Raw genomic sequence first — 15,176 nt, forward strand, 5'->3', positions numbered from 1 at the left:
ACTAGCAAACTGTTAAATAGGCATAGGTATAAGAAAAACGTGCACTTTCTGGTACGTGTAACAAAATTCTATCCCCTTTTTTTAATTTGCCAGATGCAACCAATTCTTCTAGCATAAGATATATGGATGCTGCACCAACGTTACCTACGGATTCTAGATTTAAAAACCATTTGTCCCAAGGCATTTCTACGCTTCTATCTTTCATTTCATCATATAGTCCTTGTTTAAAGAAATATGAAGAAATATGAGGTAAGTAGTAATCAACATCATCAGGGCCAATACCGTATTTCTCGTATACGAGTTTTAGGCAGTCTACTCCTTTTTTCAAGATGTTTTCACCCAAAAGTTTAACATCTTGTTTAATAGCGAAAACAGATTTCTTTGCCCAATCTTCCGGTGCGAATTCGCTCCATGGTTTTAGTTCACCGTTTTCTAGTTTTTCGCCACCGGCGTACATGCAAGTTTCCATCTCAAAAGCGTATGAAAAACCTTCCATCCACTCAATTTTTAACGGGGTGTCTCCATTAGGTTCGTTTTCTACTAAAATAGCTCCCGAACCATCAGAAAGCATCCATCGTAAGAAATCTTTATCAAAAGCAATCATTGGGTTTTCCTCCAATTCCTTTAGATGTTCAATTTCTTATGGTAGAAATCGGCTTTGGTCCAAGTAGAAACTTTTTCCGAACCCGTACATACCGCATTATTGACTGAGCCAACCTGTATGGCCATGTAGCCATACTTTAAGGCATTCATACCTGAGCAGCAAACTCCTGAGGCAGAATTTATCTCCATGTTCCCGTTTTTCAAGACACCATGAACCATAGCCGCATGAGACGGCAAAAGTTGATCCGGTGTAGAAGTTCCGCAGGAAAGGAGTTCTATGTTTTCTTTGTTGAAATCGGCATCGCAAAGTTCTTCTATCGCTGCCGCAGTAAGCTGGGCATTGTTATGGGTAACGTTGCCATCTTCGTCAATGGCATAGTACCTTTTTTTAATCTTATTGTTGCGTAGAATTATGCTTTTTGCCCTTGACTTTTGCCCGTCAATAAACCCTAATTTTTCTTCAATTTGGTCATTTTCGACAGGTGAGTTGGGCAGAAACTTGGATATTCTGGTAATGTAAGCGTTTTTCATGTGTCAGTCTTACTCCTTATAGGCTACAGAGGCGTAATATTTGTTTTCCCTTTGAATCTTTCTGTACATAGGGATATAAGTCAACAAAAATACGATAAAAACTATAGGTGCGATTAACCAAATGGCAAATATCAGGTAATAGTTGAATAAACGTAGCCATTTTTTTCGGGCAGGATCTCCTTGGTCTCCCTTCTTTTTGATGAGGTTTGCCCATTTAGAGAATAGCATGTTGCCACGTTTGTCCATCTGAACCAGTACGTTACTGATTTTTGATGCATCTAAATCATTCAGTTTTTCTTGTAAGGAAGAAAAGTCAGAAGCCAGAAGGGCTTCCTTGATCGGATGGCCAAATTTATTTGCAGATGAAATGGTGTTATCCGAAAACCTTGGTTTTGGGAAAATACCCCACAGACGGTCTTTTTTTCCCTTTAACATCCAATGCACAATAGTAATTACACTAACATGGTTAGGGTTTTTGTCTACTAAAGCTATATTTCCTACAAGCTTTGCATTTAAGCCGATAAGCATTTTTTTCACCTTTTCCTGAGACATTGCCCACATATTACGAACGCCGATTACTGTAATTACCGGGGTATCGTTCAATACTATTTTGGCTTCTTCCGATTTCAAAAATGAATTTAAGGGGATGGAAGGGGTTAGGTACCAAACCTGATGGCCTAAGATTACCAAGTCATATTTTTTGACAAGATTGAAGCATCTGGTTTGTTGATTGCCGTAGGAATTTGAAGGAAGGATTCTGGGAAAACATCAAAGAATCGTTCCTTTTTCCATGGAAATTCATACGGCTCGTCAGGAATAATTTGATGATAGGTGATGTTAGCGGTTTATGGTCTAAAGGAGATAGTACAGAATCTATAATGGTACGTAATTGTCCTGTTTGAGAGTAATATACGACGAGTACTTCTTTCATTTGCTTCAGGTTATGATATGGCCGTTGAATAAAAAAGATTCGCAGGCGTTTTAGGGATAGATCAAATATCTTACTTATTTGTCTTATCTCCCCAAAAATCAAAATAATTAAACCATTGTAATGGATATTTTTCAATGATCCATTCTAAGTTTTCGGTATATTTTTCCAGTAGACCTTGGGCATCACCGCGTTTGACTTCGGCAGTTCGTGCGTATAAATGATAATGTTTTTTAGATTCTTTCATTACATAAACGAACAAGACAGGAACTTTTAAGCGAGAAGCCAATAAATAGGGCCCCATAGGAAACTTTGCAGTGGCCCCTAAAAACTGCTGTTCTAGGAATTTTGTGCCTTCAATATAACGATCACCTGTAAAGCAGACTAACTCCCCATTGGTTAGGGCCGTATGTATTTCAAAGATATGAGACATATCTTCTTTTATTAAAATAAGCTTGATGTTAGATTTTGACGTAACACTATCTAAATAGGCCTTGATTTCTTCGTGTTCACGGTCCCAAGTAACTAAGTTAATAGAAGAAAAAGCATTAACGTCTTGTAGAAAATGTTGTGCTACTTCAAAGTTCCCAATATGTGCACTTAAAAGAATGCCACCTTTTTTTTGAGAAAGTAAGTCTTCAATTTTATCTATTCCATCAAAATCGTAGGTAAACCTATCTCTAAGTCCTGCTGATATAGCGGCCTTATCAATTATAGTTTGACCAAAAACATAGTAGTTTCGGTATACATTGAAAAGACTTTTTAAGGTAGATTTTCCTAGCCTTTTATGGAAATAGTAGAAAATAGCTCTTGTGCTCGCCACTGAAAAAATACAGTAGTAAAGAACCACGAAATGAAGTAGTGCATAGGAAGCGCCTAGTCCTAGTTTTTTGATAAAGAAAATATAGATTCTATATCCTAAAACGGTGCCTTTGGATTTACCTTCCCATTCTGTTGCCATTTTTGGGTTTTGTCTGGGGAATATCAGTGAATTTTTCGCTCAATAAGGTCATAAAAGTTCTGTAGCGTGGTAACATTTGCAAAGTCTTCACCTACTAATTTTACACCAAAATTGCTTTCTACGGCCACCACAAGATCAACGAAGTCCAAACTATCTAGACCTAGAGTGTCTTTAAGATTAGCATCAGCAGCGATATCCTCTTCCTCAACTTCAAATTCGTCGATTAGGAAATCATCTATTTTTTGAATAATATCTTCTTTGGTCATCACCATCTTTCTCTAGCATTTTTTTAATATCAAAGCGGAATTTGTACCACCAAACCCGAATGAATTCGACAAAAATACGTCAATTTTTTTATTTAACGTTTCCTTAACTATGTTTAATTTCGCTGCATCTTCATCAACATTTTCAAGATTAATGTTGGGTGCAACAAACGAATTCTGCATCATAATCATACCGTAAATAACCTCACTTGCGCCTGCCATCCAACATTCATGGCCTGTCATAGATTTGGTAGAGCTTACCGGAGTATTGCTCTCGCCAAAGACTTCATAAATGGCTTTTGCTTCATTGCTATCACCTACGGGAGTAGATGTTGCATGAGCATTTACGTAATCTATAACCGAAGCATCAATATTTGCATCATGTAATGCATTGCGCATAGCCCGTGAAGGTCCATCAACATTTGGTGTGGATATATGCCCTCCATTCGATGAAAAACCATAGCCTATAATTTCACCTAAAATAGGCGCACCTCTTTTAACTGCGGACTCGTAGCTTTCTAAAATTAGAGTAGCTCCGCCACCGCTAGGTACTAAACCGTTTCTGGCTTGGTCAAAAGGTCTTGATGCTTTGGCAGGGTCGCCATCTACTGTGGCAAATACCCCAAGGCCATCAAAACTACCCATGGCCAATTTATTTATTTCTTGTGCTCCACCTGTTATAATGCAATCTTGAAGTCCGCTTTTTATAAGGTGGTAACCCATACCAATAGAGTGGGACCCACTTGCACATGCGGCACTAATTGTAAAATTAACGCCCCTTAGCCTAAATATAGTGGAAAGGTTCATGGTTATGGTAGAGTTCATGGCTTTAAAAATAGCTCCTGAGCCTACTAGCGTGGTATCCTTTTTTTCTCTTAAAATATCTGTAGATTCTACAACTGATCTTGCAGTACTATCGTTACCGTAAATTACGCCAACTTCATTCTCGTCAAAAAAACTGTCTTCGATCTTGGCATTCTTTAAAGCTTCAATTGTAGCCATGTAGGCATAACGGCCTTCTTCGCCAAGACTAAGTCGTTGTCTTCTTGATAGTAGTTTTTTCAGTTCAGGTTCGTCTACCATTCCCGTGAGTCCAGAGCGATAACCAAAATCAAGACGTTCTTGGTCATTGACGATACCTGATTTTCCTTCATACAGGGATGTCTTAACCTCGTCTAGGTTTTTACCTATACAAGAATATATGCCCATGCCTGTGATTACTACTCTTCTCATTGCCCCTTCTGTAATGTTTAAGAATAAATACCGCCGTTTATATTGATGACTTCACCAGTAATATAACCCGATTTTTTTGAAGCTAGAAAAGATACAACATGTGCTACTTCTTCTGCTTCGCCAAACCTATTTGCGGGAATCATTCGTTTTAATTCCTTTTCATCTAGGTCATTGGTCATATCAGTTTTAATAAAACCAGGTGCAACAGCATTTACTGTAACGTTTCTTTTTGCAATTTCTTGTGCAAGTGCTTTAGTTGCCCCAATAACTGCTCCTTTAGCTGCGGAATAGTTGGTCTGACCATAAGGTGTGCCCTTAAGTCCAGAAACGGAAACCATATTGATGACACGGCCATATTTGTTGACCAAAAGTTTTTGAATAAGGGCGTTGGTGACATTAAAGAAACCATGAAGGCTAGTGTCTATAACTTTGGACCAGTCTTCATATTTCATCCACATGAACATACCGTCTTGTGTAATTCCGGCATTGTTCACGATTACCTCTATGATATCTTTTTCATGAGCTTCCTGCCAGTTTTCCAAAGCGGACTTCACAGCTTCGGCATCCGTAACATTAAAAGGCAGTAATTCTCCTTTTCCACCAGCTTCTTCTACAAGTTTAAGCGTTTCTTCGGCAGCTGCCTTATTGCTATTATAATTGATAAGAATTTGGTAGTCTAGGTCCTTGGCTAGTTGTACACATACTGCACGGCCTATTCCTCTAGAACCACCAGTTACCAATGCATATTTTTGCTTTTCCGCTTTCTTTTCTTCCATCTAAGAATTGTAAGTTTTCAAAACTCCGGTAAATACGGAGCGTTTGGTTTGCTAGTTAGTATTTAAAGCTAGCGATATTTTGTAGTTAAAAAACGAAATAATATTATTTAACAGATACAAATGGTTCTGCATTCTGAAACCATTTATCACCCACTAATTCACCTTTTTCGTTAAAGAAGCCCCAGCCCTTTTTAGATTTTACTCTAGCAATACCGTTTACAAAACCTTTTTCTTCAGAACCTTTTAAGAAAGCAAAGTTTCCTGAAATACCATATTCCATAGGGATAATGACTTCGCCAGAAGTATTTATGAAACCACAGGCTTTATCTTTTACCGGAGCAAAACCACTTGCAGAAAACACTTCTGCATCACGGAATTGTGGTTCTATGACCATCTCTCCTTTTTCGTTAATGTAACCCCACTTTTTGCCTTCCGCAACAGGAGCTAAACCATTAGAAAAAGCTCTGGCCTTATCAAATTTAGGTTCAATAATCCATTCGCCTTTACTGTTTACAAAGCCCGTTTTTTTCTCACGAGAAGCATAGGTAAGTTTTGAGTCTTTATAGAAGTTATGCACTTTGGTGGCATTGTCAATTGGGTTAAAGCTGCCGTTGTGTATAATGCCAAAAGTGCCATCTTTTTTGCCGTAGACGCCTGCCTCGCTAAACGCGTTTCCTATTTCTTCGTATTCCACGGGAATAATCTCTTTGCCAGAAGCATCTATCATACCCCATAGTTCGCCATTACTTACTTTGGCATGCCCATTTCTAAACTTTTTTATTACGTCATAAGTAGGCTCCAATACCAGTTTGCCACTGGTTCCTAAAAGGCCAATTTTTTCTCCAGTACGAAAAAGGGCTACTCCATCTTCAAAATCATAATACTTTTCGCTGTTTGGAGTTTCAAGTTTTTTCCCTGTCGTATCAATGTAACTCCACTGGTCATCTTTTAAAACCAAGGCATAACCTGAGTTGAACATTTTTACACGATCATAGTCCGGTTTAATTATCCATTCGCCTTTGGTGTCAACAAATCCCCAGAAGTCACCTTCCAAGACTGCTGCTAACCCGTTAGAAAAGCTACCTGCTTTTTCAAACTGTGGTTCAATTACATAAGCTCCTGTTTTGTCAATAAAACCAAATTTGTCATCTTCTCGGACCAAGGCATATTCTTGTGCCAAAAGAGTAAATGTGTTTACGATAAGTACCAATAAAAATGCTAGCTTTTTCATTTTACTTCTTTGTTTTGATGGTTAATAATATAGTCCTTTACCTCGTTTACGTAAGGATACATAATAGTGTCATCTTTAAACGGGGGAACTATTTTACGAACCGCGTCGTACATCATTCTTGTCTTAGACGAAACCTTGTCCTTTAAGTCTAAGTATTCTATAGCTTGGACTACGGTAATCATTTCTATAGCTATTACTTCAAAAGCGTTTTCAATTACTTGCTTGGTAATATTGGCGGCATTCGTACCCATACTAACAATGTCTTGATTGTCATTGTTATTCGGAATACTATGAACATACATTGGGTTTGACAGCATTTGGTTTTCGGCGGTAGTTGATGTGGCCGTAAACTGTACCCCTTGCATACCAAAGTTAAGACCTAGAGTTCCTAAATTAACAAAAGGAGGCAAGATATCGTTCAGTTTTGAATTTAAGAGATAGTTAAGCTGTCTTTCTGCCAACATGGTCATTTTGGTAACAACAAGTTTTAGCTTGTCCATTTCCAAAGAAATATAGTCTCCATGGAAATTACCACCATGATATACATTTTTCTTTTCTACGTTAACAATGGGGTTGTCGTTAGCAGAATTTACTTCTTCAATTAGTGTTCTTTCTACATTGCTTAAAGTATCCAAGACAGGTCCTAAGATTTGTGGTACACAACGTATAGAATAGTACTCTTGCACTTTCTCTTCAAAAACGGAAACACCATTATTATCAACATATAAATGATGTTCTCTTTTGCGAGTAAGGGTACTATCTTCTAAGTGGCTTCGCATTGCTCGTGCAATTTCGCGTTGCCCTTTATGTCTTTTTGTGTGGTTGAGTTCTTCTGACAAATGATCGTCGTAAGCTTGTACAATTTCATTTATGGCAGAGGAGCAACAGATGGTCCATTCTAATAACCTACGTGTATAGATAGCATTCACTATTCCTATACCTGTCATTACAGAAGTACCGTTTATTAGGCCTAAACCTTCTCGTAATTCAACTTTTATAGGTGTGATGTTCAATTCTTTAAAAACATCTTGGGTAGGTCTTCTTTCTCCTTTGTAAAAAACTTCGCCTTCACCAATGAGAACAAGAGCTAAATGTGCTAGTTGAACCAAATCGCCACTGGCGCCTACACCACCATGTTCAAAAATAAGAGGAGTAACATCTTCATTAATTAAAGAGGTCATTACTTCTAATGCCGAAGGATGAACTCCGGAATTACCAAGACTTAAAGTGTTTAGACGAGCTAGCATTGCTGCTTTTACATACTTGGGAGGAATAGGATTGCCCGTACCTGAAGCATGGCTACGAATTAAGTTATATTGTAGCTGAATAGTTTCAGAATCTTTGATTTTATACTGAGCCATGGGTCCAAAACCCGTGTTAACTCCGTATATAACCTTATTCTTTGAAAATTCTTTAAGGAAATCAAAACTGTCTTTTACGGTCTTAATTACTTTGTCATCTATTGATAAAGGTTCTCCCTTGAAAATGATACTGTAAAACTCTTCAATTCCTAACTTTCCTTTTATTTTCGGCATCTATGATTGATTCTATGAGGTATTTGTAATATTTTAGTGACGTCTGTAAATAAGACTTGGTAACCTAAAATTAGCGATTTTGGATTGCAAATTTATAATAATTAGTGAATCAATGTCTTAATTTAGCAGACAATACACTTCTTTTAGCAAGGTATCTTTAATTTATTAGTGTCGGTACTTGTAGAAGGTTAACATTAAATCTAGTAAATGCAGCAAGAGAAAGTAGATGTTTTAGTTATTGGAGCAGGTCCATCAGGTTCTGTTGCATCCGCATACCTTCATAAACAAGGGCTAAAAGTAAAGGTGGTTGAAAAGAGTAAATTTCCACGCTTTGTAATAGGCGAAAGTCTTATACCGCGCTGCATGGATAATTTTGAAGCAGTGGGTTTGTTGGATTGTCTTAAAGCTATGAACTTTGAGGTGAAAGGTGGTGCCCGTTTTATGAACGATAAAGGCGTAGTCTGTAATTTTGATTTCAGTAAGAAGCACGGAAATGGTTGGGATTGGACATGGCAAGTGCCCAGAGCTGATTTTGATAAAGCCTTAACCGATGAGTTACAATCTTGGGGCGTAGATATAGCTTTTGAACATGAAGTAACCGCTGTAGATTTTTCTGAGGATGGTACATCTGTTACGACCATAAAAGATATAGATGGAAATGAATCTACCGTTCAGGCCAAGTATATAGTTGATTCCAGTGGTTTTGGTAGAGTGTTACCTAGATTATTAGATTTAGAGAAGCCTTCAGAAATACCTAAACATTCTTCCATATTTACCCATGTAGAAGATGTTAAAAGACCGGAAGGAGAAGAAGGTACTATAATCACTTTTGATGTAATTGATACGGATACCTGGCTGTGGGTTATTCCTTTTTCTAATGGTTCTACAAGTATTGGTTATGTAGGGAAGACTGAGTATTTGGAATCTTTTGAGGGAACGAATACAGAGAAACTTCAACAGATGATGAAGCTTTCTAGTTATTACTTTGATAGGTTTGACGGTGTGGATTACACGTTTGAACCTCGCATGATAAAGAACATTGCCAAGTCAGTTAAACAACTTTGTGGAAAAGGATATGTGCTAACTGGGAACAGTGCAGAATTCTTAGATCCCGTATTTTCTTCTGGGGTAACTTTTGCTGTAGAGTCTGCGCATTTGGCTTCTCAATTGATTACAAAAGAACTAAAAGGTGAAAAAGTAGATTGGCAAACAGAGTACACTGATTATATGTTAGAAGGCGTAAATGTTTTCTCTACATATGTTAAGGAGTGGTACACGGGTAATTTGCAGACTATTTTCTTTCACAGTACTGAAAACCCAGTGATAAAAGAACAAATTTGTGCGGTCTTAGCTGGTTATGTATGGGATAAAACAAACCCGTTCGTTAAGAAACATAATAGGTTAGTGAAAACCGTAGCCCATATTGCAGATATGGAAATGGAAGCACGAGAAGATTCTTGAAATAACGCGTAGTTGTGTTCTAATTGAAAAGTGTTGCTCGAATTTTAGTTGTTCAAAACAGCTTCTGCTTGCTCAATACTTAAATTTATTTCTTCGTCTAATTCCTCAACGTTTATTTCTTCTTCAAGTATCCAATCTTGTTTTTGAGGATTTAGCTGTTTACCTTTCAACATTTCGTCCGCATCAAAACGCTTACCAAAACTCTCCATCCAAGTCATCATAGACTTGTTCGCATTTTTAAGGTCTGCGATAGCATCTTCGTATTTTTTCTTTTCGTAAGAAGCGTTGGCTTTGGTCTGTAATTGATTTATAAGCTTGGAAATTAAGGGCATTTTATCCATAACTACGTCATGAGATGCCATTACCTGTTCCATTTTGGTAGGTTCAACAGCGGCATCTTGTGCGCTGATTGTAGCTATACCTAAAACCAAAACTGTAGCAAGCGTTAAAAATAAATTCTTCATAGCAATAAAACTTTTGTAATAATGTGCTCTGTAAAAATACAGGTTAACTACCTCAGATGTTTCTATTTATCTGCTAACGCTGTGTTTTTTCGGTATACTGCGTGATATAACTTATTTCTTCAATAGTTCTTCAGCGGTTTTGATACTTCCGTTGATTTGCTCGCGTAAATCTTCAATTTTTACTTGCTCTTCGTTTAGCCATACCTGCTTCTCATCGGATAGTTCTGCACCATTAAGAATCTCATCGGAAGTAAAACGAGTGCCAAAATTTTGCATCCAAGTCATCATAGATTTATGAGCCTCCTGTAAGTCCATACGTGCTTCTTTGTATTTTAGGCCAACTGCGGTGCTATCTTCTTTGCTACTAAGCTCACCTACCAATTTACCCATTTTGCCCATTTCTGGCATTACTTCGTCATGAACGGCCATAACGGTTTTCATTTGGGTGCCATCTGTTTTTGAATTACACGAAATGGTAAAAGCGGCAAAAGCGAGTACCATTAATATGATTGTTTTTTTCATGTTATGTTTTTTGCAAATATAATACTCCCGTAACGGTTAAAACAGCCGTTTGAAATCAAATTAGGCTGCGGTTCTTGGATTTTATTTTATGGATGTATGAATTTAATAAGATTTAAACTAGTGAGAAATATGATGTGATAGTTTTATTCAATTTTTTCTAAAAAATCCCCACCTTTACTTTTTGGTTTCAATCAACCTTAACCCAACAAGACCTTGAACGATTATAATAAAAAGTGGCTTTATCTGATTTTGTTATCGTTGGTTTGGGGCTCTTCGTTTATCCTGATAAAGAAAGCTTTGATTGGACTTACACCTGTACAATTGGGTGGTTTGCGAATTGTTTTCGCGTCTCTTATTCTTTTTTTATTCGGCTTTAGAAGCATTCGTACTTTGAGTATTAAGGATTGGAAATGGGTTACATGGGCAGGTTTGTTGAGTTCTTTTTTTCCTCCTTTTCTGTTCGCTCTTGCACAGACACAGATTGATAGTGGTGTGACTTCTATTTTAAATTCTGTGGTACCCTTATTAACTACGTTAGTAGGCGTGCTCCTTTTTGGCGCTTTAATAACCAAAAGACAAGTAGGAGGCGTTTTTATTGGTTTGGCGGGAACAATAGCATTAGTTGTTGCCGGAATGGATTTCAATCCTAATCAAAATTATTGGTACTCCATTTTCATACTACTTTCAGCTTTGGCGTATGCCTTAAATATTAATATTATTAAGAAGCATTTAAATCACCTAAGCCCATTGGCAGTCACAACAGCTAGTTTTTCTGTAGCTTTTCTGCCTGCTTTAGCATTGGTTTTTTACTCGGGGTTTTTCAATGAAGTTCAAGGGAATATAACCATGCAGTCGTCACTTTGGTATCTTTTAATACTTGCCGTAGTAGGAACCGCAATTGCCAATATATTTTTTAATAAATTAATACAGTTGTCTAGCCCTGTTTTTGCGGCATCGGTTACTTATTTAATACCTCTGGTGGCTATTTTTTGGGGGTGTTAGACGGGGAATCTTTAAACGCTTACCAACTTTTTGGTGGTGTAGTTATTTTGTTGGGTGTCTGGATGGTTAACAGGCGAAAACGTTAGCTATTAATTCTGTTAGTAGTTTGCTTATAGTTTTACGCAGTGCTGTTTTCTAAATAAGTTCTATAATAGAAACAGTGGAAAGGCCTCATAATATTCTGGGCCTTTCCACTGTAAAATAATGTTAGACTCTATTCAAAATCGGTATCTGAGATACCTTCATTTACCTTTATTTCTGAAACTTTAAATTCAAAACTCTGAGGACCTACGGTCTGCGCCATGGTAAATGGGAACTGTATTCCTGATACCTCTTTGTAGTCTAAGTAGTTTATAATACTAGTGATGCTCTGTCCGCCCATTTCAGCTGTGGTAGCTTCTTGTACTTTCAAACCAGTTTTAACATCATAGAAAGCTGTTTTCTCTTCGGATATCTTCAGTTTGTAGGCCTTTTTGCCGTCAATGCTTTCTGTGCCTTCCAAAGTAATATCAGTGTTGAGGTAATTCAGTTCTGGAAAAGGAGCAGATTCACCTTTTACTTTTTCTATTTCATCTGGCCCCATATCCTTTTTCTGTCCCTGCATTACCATGTAGCCCTTGTCTCCATTAAAGACTTGCTTGCTCATTGAGTTTCCGGACATTTTTACATCTTGCATAAACTGATTCTTATTGGTTTTTTTAACCTCTAAGTTTAGTTGCATGCCTTGCACTTCGGCTTCAGCCAAAAGAGAATAAGACGTTACGGCTTCTAGCTTTTCTTTTCCGCCAATGGCTTCAATGTATTTGTTCAATATTGTATTGGCCGTTACATCTGCAGGTATACTAGCGTTATAATCCTGCTTTTCTGTGGCATTCGCATATTTGTCAAAATACTTAATAGGAACTTTTCGGTCTTTGAAAGTTACGTTTTCAAGATTTTCAAGGACCTCGCTACCTTTACCTGCTACTACAATACGAACATTATCAGGTTTTATATATTTCTGAGCGGCCTGCTGTACATCTTCAATAGTAATAGCGTTAATTCTTTCAAGATACGTTTTGTAAAAATCCTTAGGTAAATTTTCGGTTTCTATCTCTAACGCATAGTCTGCTATAGTAGAAGGGTCTTCTAAAGCCATCACAAACCGACCGGTATATTTAGCTTTAGTGTTTTCTAGCTCTTCTTTGGTAACCGGCTCATTACGGATACGTTCAATTTCTTTTAGAATCTCTACAACAGAGCTATCGGTAACGGCATTTCTAACACTTGCAGTAGCTCTAAAACGGGCAGGTACATACTTGTCGTTACCTAGTCTTGAGTAGGAACCGTAAGTGTATGCTTTATCTTCACGAAGGTTCAAGAATAAACGCCCTTCACCACCGCCGCCTAAGATCTCGTTTGCTATAAGTGCGGAAAGGTAATCAGGGTCTTTTTTCTGAAGATTCACCAAGTTCTCTACTGTGATTTCTGATTGAACAGCATTGGGTACATCTACAAAATTGATTTGTGCATATTGTGCATCTGCAGGTTTGGAGAAACCAAATGAAGGTGGTACTGCTTTTGTCCACGGAGTAAACTGTTCTTCGACCAAAGTTTTTACATCATCAAATTTTATATCGCCTACAACCACTAAATAGGCATTGGCAGGAACAAAATAGTCTTCATAAAACTGAATAACATCTGTAAGGGAAATCTTGTTGATGCTCTCTTCGGTCATGAATTCTCCATAGGGGTGCTTTTTACTGTAAGCCAAAGCCAAGCCAACTCTTCCTGAAATGGCAGTAACGCTTTTTTCTTCCGATTTTAATCCCGTTAATATCTTCTGTTTTTCTTTATCAAATTCAACTTGAGTGAAGTTTGGGTTTAAACCGGCATCTGCCATCAGTTCCAATATTCTAGGAAAATATTTTGAAAGCGAACTGGCAAAAGCACTCTGTGAGCCAAAATTAATGCTGGCGCCTAAAAAGTCTACCTCTTCATTAAAATCGTCTTTATTGATATTCTTGGAACCTTTTCCTAAAAGACTGCCTGTTAGTGTTGAAACCCCTGCTTTTGCTCCTTCTAGAACCGGTGGGTTGTCAATACTCAATTGAATAGATACTCTTGGAAGTTTATGGTTTTCTACTACTAGAACTTTAAGTCCGTTTCTAAGTTCAAAAGTCTGAGGGTCTTTTAGGTTTATTTCCGGTGCAGGACCTGCCTCCGGCATTTGGGTTCGGTCTACCTGCGCCTCTGCAACTAGTACAAAAGCAAGAAAGAATAGAGTTGTAAATATATTTTTCATGTATAGTGTTTTTACTTTAAAGCAAATGAATTAGTTAGATTGAGGTTCTTCGGGAAGGTAGTCTATAATTACCCGCTGATCCGGTCTCAAATACTTGTTAGCTACTTCCATAATTTCCTCACGTGTAATAGACCTAAAGATGTCAATTTCTTTATTGATCAATTCAGTATCACCATAAAGTAAATAATTACGGGCCAATGAATTTGCAATACCCTCAACGCTAGAGTTTGAGTTTACAAATTGGTTCTCGAACTTATTCAATAGTTTTTGATGGTCTCTCTCAGAAATTAGACTGTCTCTAACTTTAGCAATCTCTTCTTCCATTTCCGTAACCAGAGTTTCTAAACCAGTTTCTCCTACTGGAAGCGCATAAACCAAATACATGCCATAATCTTCTTGCCCTACATTAAAAGCGCCAACTTGTAATGCCTGCTTTTGGTCATCCACCATTTTCTTATATAGTTTTGAACTACGACCGTCACTTAGGTACGTAGATATCATATCTAGAACATAAGCGTCTCTTTCCTTGAAACCTGGAGTTCTATATGAGATAACAGAGGCAGGAATCTGTATGTTGGCGTCGTAAGCCTTAGCTCTAACTTCCTTTAAAATAGGATCTTCTTTAGGATAACTACGGGTTACGTCTTCTCCTTTAGGTATGGGGCCGAAATAGTCTTCTATCATTTTCTTGGCATCCGGCACATTAATATCTCCTGCAACTACTAAGACTGCATTGTTGGGCACATAATACTTGTGATTATAAGCAATTACATCTTCCAAAGTTGCAGCGTCCAAATCTTTCATATACCCAATGTTAGGGTCTTTATAAGGATGCTTTTTAAATAAATTCTTTCCAACTTCCGTAATCAGTTGGCCGTAAGGCCTATTATCGTATCGCAGTCGTTTTTCTTCTTTTACCACTTCTTGTTGGGTGTCTATTCCCTTTTGGTCGATCACGGGGTGCAGCATACGCTCCGATTCGAGCCAGAGACCTAGTTTTAGGTTGTTAGAAGGAAAGACTTCGTAGTAATAGGTGCGGTCTTGAGAGGTATTGGCGTTGTTCTTACCGCCATGAGAGGAAACGATTTCAAACCATTTTCCACGTTCTATATTATCAGTACCTTCAAAAAGTAGGTGTTCAAAAAAGTGGGCAAAACCAGTGCGCCCGTCAGTACGGTCCTTGCCGCCCACATGGTACATTACAGATGTGGTAACCAAGGGCGCAGTTTTATCTTGATGGAGTATGACGTGAAGACCATTGTCCAGTTCGTACTCTTCGTACGTTACCTCTTGCGCTTGAAGGCAAAACCCGGCTAGGAGGAGGAAACCTCCTGATAGTAATTTATTTTTCATAGTATAGTGTTTAGATGCTAAGTTAGTAG

General features: G+C 37.8%; 13 protein-coding genes and 1 pseudogene. 2 read left to right on the plus strand and 12 right to left on the minus strand.

Annotated elements, in window-relative coordinates; genetic code table 11:
• Position 1 precedes the first annotated feature (1 nt).
• The 8 genes and pseudogenes from darB to flxA form a co-directional block, all read right to left on the minus strand.
• Positions 2-1,134 (minus strand): annotated as a pseudogene (gene darB, locus Q5W13_RS10325) (dialkylresorcinol biosynthesis protein DarB).
• 9 nt (positions 1,135-1,143) lie between these two features.
• The gene (locus tag Q5W13_RS10330) at positions 1,144-1,764 is read right to left on the minus strand and encodes a hypothetical protein (RefSeq protein WP_368662520.1); all 621 of its coding nucleotides are present in this window, start codon (positions 1,762-1,764) and stop codon (positions 1,144-1,146) included.
• 371 nt (positions 1,765-2,135) lie between these two features.
• Positions 2,136-3,023 carry a lysophospholipid acyltransferase family protein gene (locus Q5W13_RS10335; RefSeq protein WP_155595010.1) on the minus strand — a complete coding sequence of 296 codons (888 nt, stop codon included), beginning with the start codon at positions 3,021-3,023 and terminating at the stop codon, positions 2,136-2,138.
• A 23-nt stretch (positions 3,024-3,046) separates the two neighbouring features.
• On the minus strand, positions 3,047-3,289 hold the full coding sequence (locus Q5W13_RS10340) for an acyl carrier protein (protein ID WP_155595548.1): 243 nt from the start codon (positions 3,287-3,289) through the stop codon (positions 3,047-3,049).
• Positions 3,290-3,301: 12 nt separating this feature from the next.
• Positions 3,302-4,519 (minus strand): beta-ketoacyl-[acyl-carrier-protein] synthase family protein, encoded by a 1,218-nt coding sequence (locus tag Q5W13_RS10345; RefSeq protein WP_194552059.1) that lies wholly within the window; start codon positions 4,517-4,519, stop codon positions 3,302-3,304.
• 17 nt (positions 4,520-4,536) lie between these two features.
• On the minus strand, positions 4,537-5,295 hold the full coding sequence (flxB, locus tag Q5W13_RS10350; protein WP_304446238.1) for a flexirubin biosynthesis SDR family reductase FlxB: 759 nt from the start codon (positions 5,293-5,295) through the stop codon (positions 4,537-4,539).
• A 103-nt stretch (positions 5,296-5,398) separates the two neighbouring features.
• Positions 5,399-6,526 (minus strand): WG repeat-containing protein, encoded by a 1,128-nt coding sequence (locus Q5W13_RS10355; protein ID WP_304446239.1) that lies wholly within the window; start codon positions 6,524-6,526, stop codon positions 5,399-5,401.
• Complete coding sequence (gene flxA, locus Q5W13_RS10360) at positions 6,523-8,061, minus strand: flexirubin biosynthesis tyrosine ammonia-lyase FlxA (RefSeq protein ID WP_155595006.1); 1,539 nt, start codon at positions 8,059-8,061, stop codon at positions 6,523-6,525. The genes Q5W13_RS10355 and flxA overlap by 4 nt, the downstream gene beginning before the upstream one ends.
• 207 nt (positions 8,062-8,268) lie before the next feature.
• Between flxA and Q5W13_RS10365 the strand changes: the two genes are divergently transcribed.
• Entirely contained in the window at positions 8,269-9,522 is a 1,254-nt protein-coding gene (locus Q5W13_RS10365) for an NAD(P)/FAD-dependent oxidoreductase (RefSeq protein WP_304446240.1), read from the plus strand.
• A 44-nt stretch (positions 9,523-9,566) separates the two neighbouring features.
• Here Q5W13_RS10365 and Q5W13_RS10370 read toward each other — a convergent pair whose 3' ends face one another.
• Positions 9,567-9,986, minus strand: coding sequence for a hypothetical protein (locus tag Q5W13_RS10370; protein WP_155595004.1), 420 nt, complete (start codon positions 9,984-9,986; stop codon positions 9,567-9,569).
• A gap of 111 nt (positions 9,987-10,097) precedes the next feature.
• Positions 10,098-10,508, minus strand: coding sequence for a hypothetical protein (locus Q5W13_RS10375; protein WP_304446241.1), 411 nt, complete (start codon positions 10,506-10,508; stop codon positions 10,098-10,100).
• Between the two features lie 213 nt (positions 10,509-10,721).
• Between Q5W13_RS10375 and Q5W13_RS10380 the strand changes: the two genes are divergently transcribed.
• Positions 10,722-11,510 carry a DMT family transporter gene (locus Q5W13_RS10380; RefSeq protein WP_368662521.1) on the plus strand — a complete coding sequence of 263 codons (789 nt, stop codon included), beginning with the start codon at positions 10,722-10,724 and terminating at the stop codon, positions 11,508-11,510.
• A 214-nt stretch (positions 11,511-11,724) separates the two neighbouring features.
• Here Q5W13_RS10380 and Q5W13_RS10385 read toward each other — a convergent pair whose 3' ends face one another.
• Positions 11,725-13,794: a M16 family metallopeptidase gene (locus Q5W13_RS10385; RefSeq protein ID WP_304446242.1), complete on the minus strand. Its 2,070-nt coding sequence runs from the start codon at positions 13,792-13,794 to the stop codon at positions 11,725-11,727.
• A gap of 30 nt (positions 13,795-13,824) precedes the next feature.
• The gene (locus Q5W13_RS10390; protein WP_304446243.1) at positions 13,825-15,147 is read right to left on the minus strand and encodes a M16 family metallopeptidase; all 1,323 of its coding nucleotides are present in this window, start codon (positions 15,145-15,147) and stop codon (positions 13,825-13,827) included.
• Between the last annotated feature and the right edge of the window lie 29 nt (positions 15,148-15,176).

The organism is Zobellia laminariae (genome assembly GCF_030553095.1).
GTDB classification, from domain to species: Bacteria; Bacteroidota; Bacteroidia; order Flavobacteriales; family Flavobacteriaceae; genus Zobellia; species Zobellia laminariae.